This window comes from Novipirellula sp. (assembly GCF_041583735.1).
In the GTDB taxonomy this organism is placed as follows: domain Bacteria; phylum Planctomycetota; class Planctomycetia; order Pirellulales; family Pirellulaceae; genus Novipirellula.
The window spans coordinates 1-17,817 of record NZ_JBFHFD010000098.1; the positions used below are offsets into that span (position 1 = coordinate 1).

The 17,817-nt window shown below is 55.0% G+C and carries 11 protein-coding genes and 1 pseudogene; 4 read left to right on the plus strand and 8 right to left on the minus strand.

Annotated features, from left to right (window positions below; all coding sequences use genetic code 11):
- Positions 1 to 679: AI-2E family transporter (locus ABX962_RS10020; protein ID WP_372718966.1), on the plus strand; the 679-nt coding region annotated here is incomplete at its 5' end.
- A gap of 300 nt (positions 680 to 979) precedes the next feature.
- Here ABX962_RS10020 and ABX962_RS10025 read toward each other — a convergent pair.
- The gene (locus ABX962_RS10025; RefSeq protein WP_372718968.1) at positions 980 to 2,326 is read right to left on the minus strand and encodes an acetylxylan esterase; all 1,347 of its coding nucleotides are present in this window, start codon (positions 2,324 to 2,326) and stop codon (positions 980 to 982) included.
- A 285-nt stretch (positions 2,327 to 2,611) separates the two neighbouring features.
- Between ABX962_RS10025 and ABX962_RS10030 the strand changes: the two genes are divergently transcribed.
- Both ABX962_RS10030 and ABX962_RS10035 read left to right on the plus strand, forming a co-directional pair.
- On the plus strand, positions 2,612 to 4,120 hold the full coding sequence (locus tag ABX962_RS10030; protein WP_372718970.1) for a sialate O-acetylesterase: 1,509 nt from the start codon (positions 2,612 to 2,614) through the stop codon (positions 4,118 to 4,120).
- Between the two features lie 106 nt (positions 4,121 to 4,226).
- Positions 4,227 to 5,558, plus strand: coding sequence for a dipeptidase (locus ABX962_RS10035; protein ID WP_372718972.1), 1,332 nt, complete (start codon positions 4,227 to 4,229; stop codon positions 5,556 to 5,558).
- 206 nt (positions 5,559 to 5,764) lie between these two features.
- On the opposite strand, the gene ABX962_RS10040 is transcribed toward ABX962_RS10035, so the two are convergent.
- On the minus strand, positions 5,765 to 6,094 hold the full coding sequence (locus ABX962_RS10040; protein ID WP_372718974.1) for a hypothetical protein: 330 nt from the start codon (positions 6,092 to 6,094) through the stop codon (positions 5,765 to 5,767).
- 298 nt (positions 6,095 to 6,392) lie between these two features.
- On the opposite strand from ABX962_RS10040, the gene ABX962_RS10045 reads away from it, so the two are divergent.
- Entirely contained in the window at positions 6,393 to 7,457 is a 1,065-nt protein-coding gene (locus tag ABX962_RS10045; protein ID WP_372718976.1) for an alkaline phosphatase D family protein, read from the plus strand.
- A 216-nt stretch (positions 7,458 to 7,673) separates the two neighbouring features.
- On the opposite strand, the gene ABX962_RS10050 is transcribed toward ABX962_RS10045, so the two are convergent.
- From ABX962_RS10050 to ABX962_RS10075, 6 genes and pseudogenes are all read right to left on the minus strand, one after another.
- A complete protein-coding gene (locus tag ABX962_RS10050; protein ID WP_372718978.1) occupies positions 7,674 to 9,569 on the minus strand; it encodes a M56 family metallopeptidase in 1,896 nt (631 codons plus the stop codon).
- Complete coding sequence (locus ABX962_RS10055) at positions 9,566 to 9,988, minus strand: BlaI/MecI/CopY family transcriptional regulator (RefSeq protein ID WP_372718980.1); 423 nt, start codon at positions 9,986 to 9,988, stop codon at positions 9,566 to 9,568. The genes ABX962_RS10050 and ABX962_RS10055 overlap by 4 nt, the downstream gene beginning before the upstream one ends.
- Before the next feature lie 477 nt (positions 9,989 to 10,465).
- Positions 10,466 to 11,932, minus strand: a complete 1,467-nt coding sequence (locus ABX962_RS10060; protein WP_372718982.1) for a porin — start codon at positions 11,930 to 11,932, stop codon at positions 10,466 to 10,468.
- Positions 11,933 to 12,374: 442 nt separating this feature from the next.
- Entirely contained in the window at positions 12,375 to 13,814 is a 1,440-nt protein-coding gene (locus ABX962_RS10065) for a DUF1501 domain-containing protein (protein ID WP_372718984.1), read from the minus strand.
- Positions 13,815 to 14,130: 316 nt separating this feature from the next.
- Positions 14,131 to 16,935, minus strand: a complete 2,805-nt coding sequence (locus tag ABX962_RS10070) for a PSD1 and planctomycete cytochrome C domain-containing protein (protein WP_372718985.1) — start codon at positions 16,933 to 16,935, stop codon at positions 14,131 to 14,133.
- Between the two features lie 702 nt (positions 16,936 to 17,637).
- A pseudogene (locus ABX962_RS10075) lies at positions 17,638 to 17,817 on the minus strand (iduronate sulfatase); the annotation flags it as partial.

Here is a 17,817-nt window from a genome sequence, read left to right on the forward strand (position 1 = left end):
AGTACAGTCGATGATGAGCCAGCAAGGGGATTCGGCGGTGTCGAGTTTAGTGGGCGGTTTGCGATCAGTCGGCTGGGCAATGACCGGAGCGATCGTGATCTTTTTCGTAGGAGCGTATGCCGCCTATGAACCCCGACTTTATTGCAACGGATTGACCAAGCTGTTTCCGAAAGAGCGACGCGGCCGTGTTTCGGATGTGTTGCAGCAATTGCGGGACGCACTGGGACGATGGATCGTCGGCCGCGTGATGTCCATGACGCTCGTCGGTATTCTGACCGCAATCGGGTTGTGGTTTTTGGATGTTCCGCTACCGATCACGTTGGGCGTTGTCGCCGCACTGTTGACGTTTATCCCCAATATCGGCCCGTTGATGGCAGCGGTCCCTCAAGTTCTATTGGCGTTGAATGTGGGGACCGAAACCGCAATCTATGTGATTGTTTTCAATCTCGCTCTGCAAGGTATCGAAAGCTATCTGATCACGCCAATGATCCAGCGACACGAGGTAACCCTGCCTCCGATTTTGACGATCGCCGCTCAACTATGGATGGGCATCATTGTGGGAGTGATCGGAATCATGATGGCCGCCCCGCTTGTGGTCGTGCTGATGGTGCTGATTCAGATGCTATACATCCACGATCGCCTGGGTGATCCCAATCCCGGCGAGTTAACGTCAGACTAGGCCGTGGTGCTGTCATGATGCCCGCTCTCACCGCGACAGGGTCGCTGTAGCGAGTCACCTCTCCCGGCGAAGCTGGGAGAGGTCGAACGGGCCCTTCAGGCCTCGTTCGGGTGAGGGCCGACCGCGCAACATGGCGTGCAGTGGATTCGACTTGCGCGGTCGCCCCCTCACCCGACTTCGTTTGGGGAGAGGTGCCTGAAGGATGAAGCCGGAAGAAAAACCAGTGCTTTAAATCCAATTGTCAACATCAAACTTTTAGCAGCCCAGACTTGAGCCGCGCCTCATAAATGCAAACCGTATTTACTTCGCCGACGCCGTCACGGTTTGATTGACGTGCGCGAGCACTTGATCAAAGAAGGCCTTCTGGATATGCGATGGCGCTGCGTGCCCCATGTCCGGTTGATTGATCATTTGCTTCTCGCCTTGCAATGCGTTGTAGGCGGCGTAACAGCTTGATGGCGGACATACCCCATCAATGAAGCCCACGCTCATGATCGCGGCGGCGCGACAGCGCGAAGCAAAGTTCACAGCGTCCACGTACCGCGATGCTTCCAATACCTTTGCGTCGGGTTTGCCATCTTCGGTGTTGGGAACCAACTTGGGCCAACCGTTGACTCGTCCTACGACGACGCCGGTGTGATCACAAATTGCAGGAACGCCCGGAGCAATCATCGTTACGCGTGAGTCCAATCCACCGGCGACAAGCGATTGTCCGCCACCTTGGCTGTGTCCGATCACGACCACATCACGACCGTTCCATTGTGGTTGCGATGTTAGGAAATCGATCGCACGCACCAGACGCAAATACATGCCACGAAAATAACTGGTGTCGCGATCCTCGCGTCCGTCATAGCGATAGCTCTTCAGCGGCCCGCCACTCATTTCGGCGTAAAACGCGTCGGGCTTTCCGTTGGGAATGCCATGAGCGTTGATGTCCATCGATAGCATGTTTGCTTTCGCGCCCTTAACCGCGTTTCCTAAACTCGAGCTGCGGACGCCAGCGCCGTGCACCCACAGAATCGCTGGTAAACTTTTCGACTTGGACTGTTTCGGTTTGGCAAAGTATCCCGACACCGGGGCCCCGCCCAGACATGGCACTTGAACGTCAAAGCACTCAATCGATTCATCGTTGTGCTCGACCGCAGTTAGGGTCGCATCGGCCGGAATCTCAGCAAGCAGCCGTTTTTGCTCGTCCCAATAAGCGTCAAAATCGTCCGGCACAGGCATGCTTGGCTCAATCTGAAGCACCGAAAATCCTGCTCCCACCGCGGCCGTGATCGATTTTCCTTCGTTCGGTTTGTAAGTCACAGTGCAACGCAAAAATCCAGGCTTCGCACCCTTCACCACAACACGAGCGGGTGAGTCGCCGAGTGATAGCTCGCCTTCGGGCAATCCAGCTGCTCTTCCGCTTTTCAAAAAATCATCGACGACGTAACTCACCGAGCCTTGTTCGAGTCTTTGACCGTCCTTTTCCAATGTGACAACGAAGGCGGCCTCGTCGCCGACGTTGTAGAGAGCATCATCGTGGTCGGTAGCCACACTCAGAGAGAATGCGTCGGCTGCGACAGCGACTCCTCCAAGTAAAGACAGCGGGACACAGGCGAGGAGGAAAAGATTGCGGCAGACGCCGATCGAGAGTGGACGCATCGGGATTTTCTTTCGTGGTAGGAAGCGAAGGAGGAGGGAGGTTGGAGGGGGGCTAGCCAATTTTGGTGCAGTGGAACATGCACGCCGGGCATGTCGCCCCACGGCATTGCGGATGGCGTTAAAGTATAGTGGAGTTCGCTGCGGCCTGCTGCTCACAGCGATACGGAATCAAACTTCGCTCGACAAAATTGTTTTGCCGATCGACGCACGACGCCTGAAAATCGTCACGGCGTTCTGTATTCTATAGACCCCATCGATCTACTTCCCCATTGGAATGAAACTGACATGATTCGACGAACACATCTCGGGCTGGTGCTCGCATTTTCGATGCTTCCACTTTCGCTCGTCTACGCGGATGTCTCGCTGCCCGCGATTTTTTCAGACCATATGGTTTTGCAGCAAGATACGAAAGTTCCCGTTTGGGGGTGGGCCGAACCGGGTGAGGAAGTGCGTGTGGAGATCGGCGGCCAAACGAAAACGGTGAACGCGGGCGAAGACGGAAGTTGGTCGCTGAAGCTCGATTCGCTGAAACCGGGCAAACCGACCACAATGAAGGTCGCTGGGAAGAACGAGATCACGATCAACGATGTCTTGGTGGGCGAAGTGTGGCTAGGGTCGGGCCAATCGAATATGGCGATGACGGTCAATCGAGCGAATGACTTTGCAGGGGAACAGAAGAAAGCGGACCTTCCATCCATTCGGATGTTCAAAGAGACCTCCGGCAGCTCTCCCACGCCGGCAAAAGAAGGCAACGGGGGATGGCAAGTTTGTTCGGCGGATACCGTGGGCGGTTTCTCTGCAACGCTGTTTTTCTTTGGTCGTGAAATTCACTCCGAAGCGGATGTACCCGTCGGTTTAATCAATTCCTCAGTCGGTGGTACACCGATCGAAGCTTGGATTGATGCTGACGCCCAGCGTGCCAACAAAGATTTGCAACCGTTCTTTGCCGCATCGCAAGGACGAAAGCCAGTGGATTTGGAGACTCTAAAAGCGAATTACGAACGGGCGCTTGAGCGTTATCAAGCCGCCGCGAAAAAGGCAAAAGCCGAAGGAAAGCCGCTTCCCCGAAAACCTCGTGATCCTGTTGCCGCGCAATCTCGCAAAGGCAACGTGGGTGGTCTGTTTAACGGCAAAATTGCTCCGCTGATTCCGTATGCGATTCGCGGTGCGATTTGGTATCAAGGCGAAGCGAACTCAACCCCTGAAAAGGCAAAGTATTATCAGTATCAATTGCCCTTGCTGATTCAAGATTGGCGGAAACGGTGGGGCTATGATTTTCCGTTCGCTTGGGCCCAGTTGCCAAATTACTCCGGCAACGGGCGTGATTGGCCGACCGTTCGCGAGGCGATGCTGAAGACGTTGTCGGTTCCTAAAACGGGGATGGGAATCAATATCGACATCGGTGACACAAAAGACATTCATCCCAAAAACAAGCAAGAAGTCGGACGACGACTCGCGCTGTGGGCACTCGGTACGGTTTATGAAGCAGAGGTCGCGGCCGTCTCAGGCCCGCTGCCCGATGGCCATGAGATCCAGGGTGATAAGATCGTCGTTCGCTTCAAACATGCCGAAGGACTCGAGTCGAGCGGCGGACCGCTGGTCGGATTCGAAATCACCGCCGACGGCGAAACTTGGCACCCCGCCGTAGCTGAGATCGACGGCGACCGCGTCGTTGTTTCGAGCAAAATGGTCGATCAACCGACCGCAGTCCGTTATGCCTGGACCAACGACCCTAAAACGAATTTGTTCAACGGAGCGGGTTTACCGGCAACTCCCTTCCGAACGAATCCGTAGTCCAGCCACCGCAGTGCCCCTCGCCCCTCGCCCCTCCTCACTCCTCACTCCTCACTCCTCACTCCTCACTCCTCACGCCTCACTTTCCCCCCGCAGGTTATTCGCGATGTTTGATCGACGTCAGTTTATGGGGTCGCTTGCCGGAACAGCGGCACTCACGGCCTCTTCCCGGTTAGTGGGTGCAGCGGAATCGGTAACGCGTGATCCCGTAAGCGACTTGACGACGCGGTTGAATCCCAAAATCGACAAGTCGCGTGAAGTGGCACTGGGACTGTTGAAACCGTCGACGGCCGAACTCGAGCGTGGATTAAAATTGCATGCTGAATCGATTGTGTTTGATGCGTATGGCTTTGGTCCGCGTGCGGCAATCGACGGAGCGAAATTTGCGGCTCAGGCGGAAGCGGGAGCGTCAGCGGAGGAATTGAAGGATTTGCGTGAAGAGATGACGATGACGCGGTTCGTGACCGATCCGCTGGAGCAACAAGAATTCCGCGACGCATGGCGGGCGTCCGGAGTGACTTGCGTGTTCAACAATGCGGGCGAGGAAGGCCAGGATCCGCTACGACTGATCAAGCGATTGGCGCGTCACACTTACGCGACCGATCTGATGCGAGGGTTCGTGTCTAAGGCGGCGGTGCCTAGCGACGTCACCACGGCGAAACGGGAAGGACGGCATTGTTACTATTTCACCGGCAACGGCGTTCCGTTAGCACAGCAGTGGTTGTCGGTCGAAGACGAGCTGCGTTACGTCCGTATCTTCCACCAGCTGGGGATTCGGATGATGCATTTGACCTACCAGCGTCGCAACATGATTGGCGATGGTTGTGGTGAAACGAGTAATGCGGGGCTAAGCGATTTCGGGCATCGTGCGATCGCGGAGATGAATCGCGTGGGGGTGATTCCCGATTGTGCTCATAGTGGATGGCAAACGAGTCTCGAAGCGGCGAAGTCGTCGTCACGTCCCGTGGTGGCAAGCCATTCAACATGCGAAACGCTCTATTCGCATTTTCGCAGCAAACCGGACAATGTGATCAAGGCGATTGTGGATTCGGGCGGCTACATCGGGATCTGCTGCATCCCACGCTACCTTGGTGGTGACGGGAACATCAACGCCTTGTTGGACCACATCGATTACGTGATCCAAAAGTTTGGCCCCGACGCGGTCGCAATTGGAACCGATGTTTCCTACACATCGCAAGCCTCCGCCGCCGAGCAGGCAAAAGTTCCCAAGCGATCACGTCAACGCGAAGAATTCCGAATGCTGTGGCCGAAAGATAATTTCAAAACGACCGCGGTAATGAACGAGAGCATCGCGTGGACGAATTGGCCACTGTACACGGTGGGACTTGTCCAGCGTGGCCACAGTGACGAAGTGATTCGTAAAGTCATTGGTGGGAACGTAATGCGGGTGCTCGAACAATCGATGGATAGTCGTTGATCGCTCCGCGATCAGAACGATGAATCGCGGGATGAACCACGACATCAATGGATCCGATGCTCCTAAGCCGAACGCGGTGAAGCATCTTTTCTTATAGACTTTGTGCTAAATTAGCGTAGCGGAAGTCGTCAAGACTTTCGTTTCATTGTGTATACTCCCCGAAACTCTTGACGAGTTCCGCTACGAAATGCTTGACAGCGTTGCCCTTAGCCGCGATCGCATTCGTCAATACCGTCCTGTTCTCTCAATTCGTGTTTCGTGATTGACATTCCTACGTGCTGGAACATCCATCGCAGCATCAGGAAGGATCCGGTAGTGACCGCGATCATGGTAAAGCAAAACACTAATCCGGCAGCTTTGTCCCAGCCATTGCGCTGCACCAGCGGATAGCAAGCGGCGTAGGCAGCACCGCCACCAATGCCTAGCGACATCAGACTGACCATCCAACCCAACAGAGTGAAGTTGCTGAAATCAATGTCAAGCTCATTGATCGTCCTGCCAATTCGCTCAGCGATATCGTCGAGTTTGTTTGTCATGGATCAATTGCCAAAGGAAAAGTGAACAACGACGACACGCCTATCGCGTTCGTCATTTGTGTTTTGTAACGACGCTCGCCAGAGCGTGGATTGTTGGTATCCCGCGCGAATCACCACCTTCCGGCGAAAGGTGGCTACACGATAATCGTTTACGGCAGTGGACAGAGCCGAAGAACCCAAAAGCCGGAAAAATTACCATCGCCTGGCGGCTTTCACGTGGCTCGTGCCGGACGATTATACTGATGCCCCTGGCTGATCCCTCCAAAAAAATCTTCCCACCTGCCCCGATAGGTTTTCAATGTTGCGACCACTGCGGATTCCCCTGTTCGCCATCTTGTTCATGCTGATCCCAATTGTTGCATCGACGGCGGAACCGACTGACGACTCCACATCCGAGTCGGTGATTTCGCGGGTGGTGTTTGGGTCTTGTATCAGGCAGGATCGTCCGACACCCATTTTTCCGATCATGTTGCGAGCCGAGCCGCAATTGTTGTTGTTCCTCGGTGACAATATTTACGCAGACACATCGGACATCAACGTGATGCGGGCAAAGTACGGCGTACTGGCTGAAAATAAAGGATTTCAAGCGTTGCGATCGTGTTGTCCGGTCATGGCGACTTGGGATGATCATGATTATGGCCTGAACGATGGCGGTGCGTCTTACCCCGAACGCGACGCGGCTCAACAAGCATTTCTGGATTTCTGGGGCGTTTCGGCCGACTCACCCAAACGTCAACAAGCGGGAGTTTATGACGCCAAGTTATTCGGGCCATCGGGAAAACGCATCCAAGTAATCATGCTCGACACCCGCTACTTTCGTTCGCCGCTAAAGACGGGGCCGCGGCAGGTTGGTGGCCCGTATTTGCGGGACGAAGATCCTGAGAAAACGATGTTGGGGGAAGCTCAATGGCGGTGGCTCGAGCAGCAGCTTCGATTGCCTGCGGAGGTACGGGTGATCGCATCAGGAATCCAGGTGGTCGCAGAGGCCGCAGGTCAAGAAACATGGGCCAATTTGCCGCACGAACGGCAGCGACTATTCGATCTGGTAAAAAGTACCGATGCAGGTGGCGTGGTGATCGTCAGTGGAGACCGACATTGGGCCGAGGTGTCCGTTGCCAGCGACGATGTGGCTTATCCGTTGATCGATGCCACTTCGAGCAGTTTGAACCAGAAGCATCCGCGAGGAACACCGACACGCAACCAATTTCGCGCCGTCGAGCAAACCTATCACGAGGAAAACTTTGGAGTGATCTCGATCGATTGGAACGCGGTCGATCCTGAGGTAACGATCGACATTCTCGATATCGCCGGCAAACCGCAGATCAAGACATCGATCCGGCTCAGTGAATTCCAGCCAAGATAGGTGATGTCCAGCCGCCACCCGCACCGTGAAGTGAGCCTCGCCCGTAGCGAAACTCGCGCAGAGTTTCGGTTCCACCATCCCCCTTCTCGTAGCGAAACTCGCGTAGAGTTTCGGTTCCAACATGCCTTTTCTCGTAGCGAAACTCGCCAAGAGTTTCGGCCGTCCTTGGATCGACGAAAGTCTTCGCGACTTTCGCTACTTCAAAGATTGCCGGCGCTAGTCTTTATCAAGGCTATCGAGCGTTTTCCGGATCATTTTTTGCATCTCGGGATTATCGGGATGCTGATCGAGCATTTCACGCAGTTGAGCCTTCATCATTTCCTTGGCGTCAAGCTGGACAACATCGACGTTGGGCGAGAAGGCGTCGGCGATGGAAGATGCTGTTGCTATGCCATCGCGAACGTCTGTAGACACGGTCACGTTGCCCGCCATTTTCTCGTACCGTTTGATCTTTCGAACGAGGTCTGGAGCTTGCTGTTGTAGCTCGTCCCACGACTTCGCGGTGTAAACCTTTTCATTAATGCTGCCATCGGGATTTTTTTCGCGGTCACGCACACGTACTTCGATGCCCTCGTCACTGCTCTCGCGAACGGCAATCTTATTGGTCTTGTCGATCACATCCATCTTCGTCGACGTGACGCCGTTTTCAGAGTGGACCGATCGAGAGATTTTGATGTCGTTGATTTGGATGCTGGACGTCGATGACGCTTGATTGGATGTCGTGATTTTCGAATCGCGGTTGCCGTATTGATTAGCTGGCTTTTTCTGGCCAGCGACATCTGCAGCCGCCGAGCTGGAGGCTTGGTTCGACTTTACCTCTTTGCCATTCCGCATTTTAAGCGAAGTGGCTTTCCCATTGGCAGCGCCCGCCCCCGATGCGTTTCCGTTGGCCGTTCCCGTCACGGTGCTGGTGCTTCGCGTCTCGCCATTACCCGAGCTTTGCGTGGATGACGAGCTGGTGACCGTGGCCGACGATGTTTGTGTGTCTGTCTTGTACTTGTCATCAGCCTTGTACTTGTCATCGGCATGAGTCCAGGGGATCAGGACGCACAACATCAGCAGCGAAACCGCGGTGTGAATGACACGAGTACGACGCGACGAACCGTCAAAGCGTTTCATAGTTTTTAGCCTTTCCGAGAGGGAGCGAAATGGTTCACTGCCGGCCATCGACATGATGGCCGGGGATGGGGATGTGCGAGAGGGCGGTTCCAACAGTTCGATCAGCAATCGAGCGTAGGTGGCTAGGTCAACGCGAGCGTAACCAATGGCGTCCCAATCGCACGCGGATTCGACCGCAATTCGGTACCGCCGACGGGCTAGCCATAGCGGAGGGAAGAGAAACAAGACGGCACAGACCAACGTGACCAGGGCATTCCAGTGCAGGTCCGATCGACGGTGGTGGGCGAGTTCGTGAGCGATCGCAGCGCGGCAAGCTTCGTCACCATGTCGCTGCTGTAAATCCGCAGGCAGCACCAGTAATACGCGTCCGCTGAACACGAGTGCCGGACTGGTAAATCGATCGTTGAGCTGCAACACCGGTGGATGCCGAACTCCCATTCGATCCGCGGTTTCACGATAGATCGTTCGCAGCGATTTCGGAATATCACTCACTCTTCCACGACGCAACTGCGTTCGTAGTGCGGCATGATGATGAAGCAAAAGAACCAGTTGGAAGACGAGAGCTGTCGCCCAAAGCAGAACGAGCCACAAAGTCGCATTGGCAAAGGGGAAAAACGCCGGTGTCGCAGTTGTTGTCTCTTGTGATGAAGCGAATTGAGCGACGGTCCTGAACTGTGGCGACGTTTCGGTGCCAGTGTTGCTGGTCAAACGATCCGGCGACGGAGTGACCGCTTCGAGTGGCGCTGCCTGGATCACGGCTGGAAATGATACGAAGTGCAACGAATTGCCCACAATGCCGGGTAGCGGCAAGGCAATTGGCAAACAGAAAACGAAAAGGCACTTGATAAATGTCAACCGCCACAGCCAGGAACGATGCTTTGGCGTCAGCCACGTTGTCAACGATTCGATGCACCACAACACAACGACTGCAATGGTCATCGGCAACAGAGTTCGCTGCATCGCATCGGACCAAACCGGCAGCCAATCGTTCATGATGGCTCCTTCGCGTTGGCCTTTGCACTGGCTTCCAACTCGTTAACGATTTGCTTCAATTGAGCTAACTCGTCGGGAGCGATCGACTTGGCGTCATTCAGGTAGGCAACAAACGGAGCAACGGATCCGCCGAGAACTCCTTGGACAAAGTCCGAGACCAAATGTTGCAAGACCGACGATCCCGATCGCTTGGGGCTGTAGTGATAGACGTTGCTGATTTTTTTGCGAGTCAGGAACCCCTTCTGCTTCAATCGGTCCATCACCGTCAGCACGGTCGTCCTCGCCTGGCCCGTTTTTTCAAACCAATACGTTGCCACTTCACGCACCGTGACGGGATGATTCACATCGATAAACTGCAGGATTTCAAGCTCGACACGCCCGAGTGTTGGAGCGCGTCCCTTGGAGGGCGGTTGGGTCATACACAGCATCCCGACGAAAAACGCATTGGACTACATCTGTCGTCAAGTTATCGCTGACTACAAGTGAAGTCAAGCGAAAAACTGCGTAAAAATGGCGGTTCTTCGGGTTCTGCTCCGTCGGGAAAAAACGTCCGAACCAGAGTATTGTCGATCGCGTGGGACGCACTGGGTCGTAGCGGAAGTCGTCAACGGCCTGTTGATTTAGTTAGCCGCGTGGGCCAACGCTGTGAAGCATCTAGAGACGACAAAATACGGCATTTGAGTTCCGTAGTGGATGGTTGCCGGCCAATACGAATCACCACCTTCTGGCGAAGGTAGCTACGAGAAAATGCTTCACAGCGTTGCGTTTGGGCGCTAACATCAATTTTCGAAGATCGATTAAATCATTATGCCGTTCTCGAGTTGCGCTACCTCAGTAAAAGAATCACACGTACCCTGCGATCCAACGTTTTGATCGCGGAGCGATCAACGACAATGTTAAAAGAAGGTCCAAAGCTGCATGCGGACCAGAGTGCCACTTTCGCCTGCGACATAGCCCGTGCGAGATTGTTCGGCGGGTGAGTCGCGGATGTCGGTCAGGTCGAGAGTCAGTCGGGCGGATCGCTGTTCAAAGAGATGCCAATTCAATCCGGCCGCCACTTCGCTGCCGGTACCGAAGTTTCCGGTGACGGCGGAGCCGCGGGCAAATAATTCCAGTTTCTTGGGAATCATAAACGCCCCGCCTTGGACATAGAAACCGTTATCAAACAGCGACTCTAACTGCGTTCCGCCAGTCCCTTCGATGTTTCGCAGCCATCGCATAAACACCTCGCTGCTGAAGCTGTAACCTTGCTTCTTGAGCCCGAGGTGGACCGTGTACAGCCACACGTCAAAGGCGTTGACGGTGACTCCCGAAGCGAGTGCATTGGGCTCAACCAGACGTGTGCCGTCGCTCAATCGCACCACCGTTTGTTCGGCTCCCGATTGATCGCTCGAAGTGCTGTCGTTTCGAGTTTGCGTTAAACCGTGACCGATGCGGATGGCTAAGTCTTGGTGGTGTTCTTGGTCCGAGAAACCGACACCGAAATCACCAAGCGGTTCCCACGATGCCAGTGCGGAATAGACAAAGTTCGTATCCAGGTCAGATGATTGCAGCGACAATGTGTTTAGACCATTGCCGACGTAAACGGTGTAAGAAAGTGTATCTGCCAGCTTACCGATTCCCCACACTCCGGCACTGATCGAAGGTCGGAAAAACGTGGTCGCAAGCGTTCGGTCGGCCCCCAGCGTGTAGCGTGACGTCTGCTGCCACTCCCAGGTGCCAGGAACTTTGCCCAGCCCCATATAAAGTGTCAACGCGTCACTTTGACGAAATGAAATCCAAGTCAACAACGGCTGAATGGAATTCGAAGCCACGGTGCTGTAATCGATGTTGGCGTAGAAACCGAGATCTTTGTCGAGTGCGTAACCTGAAAAAACCAAGCGACCGCGGTTGACATCAAAGTCGTTACGGTTGGGGATGGAGCGAACGTTACCTGCTGCGTCAACATCGCTGGCCTCATCTCGGCTGAATCCGGTGTAGCGGAACTGGTTGTGCAAACCAATTGTCAATTCAAACGGAGTCTTCTCGGCATCATAGGGTCGCAACGTCCATCCGGTATCGTAGATCGGATAGTGAGAGGGATGCTCGGTTACCGGTGCCTCAAAACAAATCGAAGCGTCTTCTTCGATCATTCCTGTCGGTTGGCGTTGCTGAAGCTCGAACACCGTTTGCTCAAGCTGTTCGATCCGGCGCATCGCGTCCGAAAGCGGCGGGTCAACGGCATCGCCAGCGGGCACTGGCGGTGTCAGTGCAACTTGCTGTGACTGGGCAGGCGATGCGTAAGTCCATAGAGCGACGAGGGCGAGCAGGACGCTCGGCCAGCGGCGACCGCGATTTGCAAAATGGCCGTGCTTACGCCGCATTGCAATGATTTCCAAGAACCCGTGTCGAAAACAGCAGATCACCGGATTGGTCTGCATGTGGTGGGGCGCCGGATCGTAACGCGCCAGACATGCCGCACCGATCCCGTCCGCCGCTCGAGATCGCGTTCTGCAGTCCTCCTTCCTATTTTTCGGCGAAAAAGTCAGCATGATCCGTTAAAACCGGAAAAAAACTCTCGTTCACAAGCTCCTGCTGAACGCCGTGAACGTTGACTAGGCTGAAAAATACGGCATTTGCGTTTCGTAGCTACGCTCGCCAGAGCGTGGATTGTTGGCGCGATGATGCAAATTACCACCTTCTGGCGAAGGTAGCTACGCTCGCCAGAGCGTGGATTGTTGGCGCGATGATGCAAATCACCACCTTCTGGCGAAGGTAGCTACCAAAAATCGTTCACGGCGTTGGGCAAGGGCCTTGGAGCCCGCGTCACGCTAGCAATCCTTCGATGACTTTGGCGGGTTGTCCGTCGATCAGCGTTTGCTCGCGGCCATTTTGTTCGTAGGTCAGATGCTCGGCATCGATTCCGAACAGATGTAACAACGTGGCGTGATAGTCAAAATGGTTGACAGTATCGGCGACCGCGTGATGTCCAAATTCGTCAGTCGCTCCGTAGATACCGGCTCGGAAACCACCGCCAGCGACCCACATTGAAAAACCGTCGGTGTTGTGATCGCGACCGATGTTGGCCTCGTTTTGGATCACCGGCAAACGTCCCATTTCACCCCCCCAATGCACGACGGTGGTGTCTAGTAGCCCTCGCTGTTTTAGATCTTTTACCAACGCGGCCGCGGGTTTGTCGATTTTGCGGCACGATGCGGGCAACCCTTTAACGATCGCGCCATGATGGTCCCAGTATTGGTTTTTGGTAAACAGCTGCACAAAGCGAACGCCTCGCTCGATCAGGCGACGAGCAATCAAACAACGCTCACCAAACTCTTTGGTTTCAGGCTGATTGATTCCGTACATCTCATGCATCGTTTTGGATTCACGACTGAGATCGGTCGCTTCGTCGGCGGCAAACTGCATCCGTTCGGCCAATTCATAATTGGCGATCCGCGCTTGCAATTCATGTTCACCCGCCCGCCGCTGAGCATGTCGCTTGTTCAGTGACGCCAACATCGCCAAATAGTTTTCCTGAATTTCACCATCCAGATGCGGCGGAGGCTGCAAATTCAAAATTCGCGGCTCGACCGGACGGATCACCGTGCCTTGAAACAGCGACGGCAACCAGCCGTTGGACCAGTTCAGCACGCCTTCGACGGGCAACCCTTGTGGATCGGTCATGGCAATGTAGGCCGGCAAACTTTGACTCTCGGCACCTAAGGCGTACGTCAACCAGCTGCCCAGTGCGGGCCGCCCTTTCAGCGGCCGTCCCCCGTTCATCGCATGGATCGATTGCCCATGGTTGTTGACGCCGGTTTGCATTGACCGAATCACCAACGCATCGTCGGTAATCGTGGAAAAGTGCGGCAGCAGCTCGGAAACATCGGTGCCATGTTCACCGTACTTTTTGAATTTCCAGGGCGAGCCAAAAATCTTTGAGCTCGCCTGAGCCGCGTTGTCGTATTTGATTTTGCCCGGGAACTTTTGCAGATGCATTTTGTTGAGCAGCGGTTTCGGGTCCAGCAGATCGATCTGGCTCGGTCCGCCCTGCATGAACATCGAAATCATCGCCGTGGCACGAGGGGCAATCGGTGGCGTCTTGGGTTTCAAATCAAACCCATGCGTTCCCATTTGCGGTTTCTTGGGCTCGCCATTGGCATGTTCGGCTATCATGCAGGCCAGTGCGAGTGGGCCGCCACGCATCATCGAGGATGCCAGGAAGTGTCGCCGTGTCGAACGTCTTTGCGAGTCGTAGAAGGTCATGGCATTTTCATTATTGTGGGAAGTCGGTTAGCGAATTGTGCTCAATTTGCGTAGCGGAAGTCGTCGAGACTTTCGTGAAGTGCCGAACAGGTCGAAACTCTTGACAAATTTCGCTACTTCCAGAACATGCTTCACACCGCCGCGAGCCAACGCTAGCAGCAGACACGGATTCTTGGGGGGGAACTAAGGACGTTCGGAACAATAAACGGCGGGCGGTAGTGGACGAGGCTACGAGTCCCGCAGCTTCACTGAGCCAAAAAGGACTCCGTTGGCTCGTCCACTACGGAAGACGCCGCCAGTTGTTCTTCCGACGGTCCTAATCGACGTATAAAAACTCGTTGGTACTAAACATGGCTTGGCAGGCACTCGCCAGCGCCAATCGGTGTGCGGCGCCAGGAGTCAGTTTTGTGTTTCGAGCTCGAAATGCGGCAGTTTGCTTCTCGATGAAATCCATCATTTCAACGAGCACCGTGTTCTCGATCGAGCTGCCGAAGCATTGTTTCCATGCCTGCGATATCTGTTCCGCTGGATCGTCGTCCTCGCGAATCATTTGATCAGCGAGTCGCTCGGCATGGTCGATCGCAAATTGGCTGTTCATCAGCAGCAACGATTGAGGGGCGACATTGGAAAAATTGCGTTCGGTGCAGTTAGGGGACACCGTCGCAATGTCAAAGGTTTCCAAGACCGCCAACGGACGGCTGCGGCGAACTTGAACATAGACACTTCGTCGAGATACTCCTTCGAAATCGCTGTCTTCACCCGTCGGTTTGCGTTCGCCATCAAGCTTTTCTTTGCCCAGCACGATCTGCCCTACTGCGTCCTCTTTGACGGGCACCGGAGGACCGTGCATCTCGCTTGTCATGACACCGGTTGCGGCAATCATCGCGTCGCGGATCGCTTCGGACTCCAATCGCCGAATTGACATCCGAGCATACAACCGATTGTCGGGATCGACGCGGTCGAGCTTTTCAGTGCGATGTGATGCTTGGGTGTAGGTGGTCGATAACATCATCATGCGGTGCATCCGTTTTAGTTTCCAACCGCTACGCATCAAATCATCCGCAAGCCAATCGAGTAATTCGGGATGCGTCGGTTCCGAGCCCAGACGCCCAAAATCGCCAGGCGAATCGACGATCCCGCGACCAAAATGGTGTAGCCAAATGCGATTGATCAACACCCGAGCCAACAGCGGATGTTTGCCGCTGGTTAGATGCCGTGCGTAGGCGAGTCGTCGCCCAGTGGTCGAACGATCAGAATCATTTGCAACGATCTCCACCGGCGTAAACGATTGCAAGACGGTCAGTTCACCGGGTTCGACGATTTGTCCGAGTTGGTTGTGATCGCCACGAATGAATAGGTGGGACTCGGGCGTATGATTAACGGGTTCGGTCAACACACGCAGAAATTTTTCTTTGGGGGCGGTGCTGCGGATTTCAGCGATTTCACTCTGCAGGTCGGCGAGTTTTTTTTTCGAATCGAGTTTTCGGCAAATCGCCGCGGCTTCGCGATACCGCAGGACTTCGGCAAAGCCAGTGGGATGATGCTGTTCGAGCGATTTCGCAGAGACAACCACGTCGGGGGATTCGGCGGCGAGTTTTTGTTGTGCTTCGGTGACGTAGCGGGCTTCGCGTTCGGCAGCCTCCTTTTCGATATCGTTGGCCCGTCGTGCTCGTTGTTGTGAGTACAGGTACAGTGATCCCGCCGAGATACTGGCGACGCTCGGATACTCTTCCAGCAACGCGACTTGCTCCGTGGTGCGTTTCGCCTTCTCGGTTTGGTAGGCCGCCTTTAACGGTTCTCGCACGTCATCGGGAACGACCAACAGTTCTTCGTACAACGTTCGGTCGAGATGTTCCTGTTGCCGCCGCGTGCGTGCGTCGGTAGCTGCCTTGGCTCGTGCTTCGACTGCCGCACGGGCTTGCTTATCCGCCTCGGTATAGAGCGAGATCCGTCGGTGCATTGGAGTTTTCCATTTCTTCCAATCCAGTGCAGGTTCGAAGATGGCTCGCAGACGATGGTAGTCCGCTTGGCTGATCGGATCGTAGCGATGGTCATGGCAACGGGCGCAACCGACCGTCAGTCCCAGCAGTGATGTCGAAACAATGTCGATGGTGTCCGCGATCGTCGAGTTGATGGCGAGGTCCCGTTCCGCTCCCCCCGCGGCCGTCCCGTCTGGCGCCGTCCTTAGAAAACCAGTTGCTGCGAGTTGGGCAATCCGCTGCGGTGTTAAATCGCCAGATCCGCCCGCATCATCCACCAACTCGTCGCCGGCCAACTGTTCGACGATGAATTGATCGAGCGGTTTGTCATCGTTGAAACTGTCGATCACGTAGTCGCGATAGAAATAGGCGAATTCTCGCTCGACGTCGGTGTTGGTGTAACCGTCGGAATCGGCATAGCCCGCGACGTCTAACCAATGCCGACCCCAACGTTCGCCATAACGGGGCGACGCTAACAATCGGTCGATCAGATTTTTGTAGGCATTGGGACTCGGGTCATGAACAAATGCTTCGACGCTTTCGGGATCCGGCGGCAATCCCCATAGATCAAATGTCGCTCGGCGAATCAGCGTATAGCGGTCCGCCGTCTCCGAGAAAGCGAGGCCTTGCGACTCGAGCCGCTGCAAAACAAACGCATCGATCGGCGTGGCAACGCGTGAGGAAGCGACCGCAGGAATTTTCGGATGGGATATCGGTTGGAACGACCAGAAGGCTCGTTCCTCTTCGGTGATGTAGTCGCCTGCATCGAGCGATTCAGGTTCGTCGCGAGCGGTTTTGGCTCCTTGCTGAATCCATTCACGCAGCGTCGCGATATCGCCGTCCGATAGGTTTTTGTCACCAGGCGGCATATCACCCGAAGCGACTCGTTCTAATAGCAACGAATCATCGGGGTTGCCTACCACAATCGCTTCGCCTGAATCGCCGCCCGCGACAATCCAGTGCCGCAGTCGCACGTCGAGTTCCGCCTCTTTCACCCCACTCTCACCGTGGCAATGAAAGCAGTGTGCTTTCAAGATCGGCCGGACATCTTTCTCGAACGTCAGCGGCGATGCCGAAAAGCCTAGCGTAGGACCGATGCCCGTCAGGACGACGAACAGCGCAAGCGAGCGAATGGCGTTCATAGAATGGCGAGGGGGTGGGATGTAGCGGCAGGAGGCAGGTGGGAATCTCAATCATAAACGAAATTACCGCGTCGCAGGACAGGAATCTAAGTCTATGGATTGAGGAAAATCCAAGAAATCCGCGTGCCGCTGTTTACGCAACAGTCCATTCGAACTGCCAAATTGATATTTCGCATGTATCTGCAGTTACCTCTCCACCGACGAAGGAGAATGCTGAAGAAGTCTATTTCAAATGCCTGTCATGATGCCCGCTTTCACCGCGACAGCGGTAGCTGTAGCGAGTCACCTCTCCCGGCGAAGCTGGGAGAGGTCGAACGGGCCCTTTAGGCCTCGTTCGGGTGAGGGCCGACCGCGCAACTTAGCGTGCAGTGGAACTCAACTTGCTCGGACGCCCTCACCCGAGCATCGCTGAAGGCTCTACTCGACCTCTACCCTGTCTGTCACCTCTCCCGAGCGTTAGCTTGGGAGAGGTCGAACGGGCCCTTTAGGCCTCGTTCGGGTGAGGGCCGACCGCGCAACTTAGCGTGAAGTGGAACTCAACTTGCTCGGACGCCCTCACCCGAGCATCGCTGAAGGCTCTGCTCGACCTCTCCCAAACTGCGTTCGGGAGAGGTGCAGAAAAACGGCGCAACCAAAAATCCCAACAAGCCCAAGGTTTTAGTCGTTCAGGCTGACAAACTCAAAAGACACCTGCCTACCTGTTTATTCGCTGCCGGATGGCTCAAATCCCATGCGATACAGTCGCTGGGATGCTTTGATCGCGTCTGCGTTGGCGGGGTCTGCTACGACGTTGACCATTTCAAGTGGATCGACTTCGTGATCGTACAATTCCGAAGCGACGATGTTATTGGTTTCCCAATCACGCCACTCGGTGTAGCGGTA

Excerpts from the sequence above, each read along its gene's own strand:
- ABX962_RS10025 (WP_372718968.1), bottom strand. The coding sequence starts at position 2,326 with ATGCGTCCACTCTCGATCGGCGTCTGCCGCAATCTTTTCCTCCTCGCC.
- ABX962_RS10030 (WP_372718970.1), top strand. The coding sequence starts at position 2,612 with ATGATTCGACGAACACATCTCGGGCTGGTGCTCGCATTTTCGATGCTT.
- ABX962_RS10035 (WP_372718972.1), top strand. The coding sequence starts at position 4,227 with ATGTTTGATCGACGTCAGTTTATGGGGTCGCTTGCCGGAACAGCGGCA.
- ABX962_RS10040 (WP_372718974.1), bottom strand. The coding sequence starts at position 6,094 with ATGACAAACAAACTCGACGATATCGCTGAGCGAATTGGCAGGACGATC.
- ABX962_RS10045 (WP_372718976.1), top strand. The coding sequence starts at position 6,393 with ATGTTGCGACCACTGCGGATTCCCCTGTTCGCCATCTTGTTCATGCTG.
- ABX962_RS10050 (WP_372718978.1), bottom strand. The coding sequence starts at position 9,569 with ATGAACGATTGGCTGCCGGTTTGGTCCGATGCGATGCAGCGAACTCTG.
- ABX962_RS10055 (WP_372718980.1), bottom strand. The coding sequence starts at position 9,988 with ATGACCCAACCGCCCTCCAAGGGACGCGCTCCAACACTCGGGCGTGTC.
- ABX962_RS10060 (WP_372718982.1), bottom strand. The coding sequence starts at position 11,932 with ATGCGGCGTAAGCACGGCCATTTTGCAAATCGCGGTCGCCGCTGGCCG.
- ABX962_RS10065 (WP_372718984.1), bottom strand. The coding sequence starts at position 13,814 with ATGACCTTCTACGACTCGCAAAGACGTTCGACACGGCGACACTTCCTG.
- ABX962_RS10070 (WP_372718985.1), bottom strand. The coding sequence starts at position 16,935 with ATGAACGCCATTCGCTCGCTTGCGCTGTTCGTCGTCCTGACGGGCATC.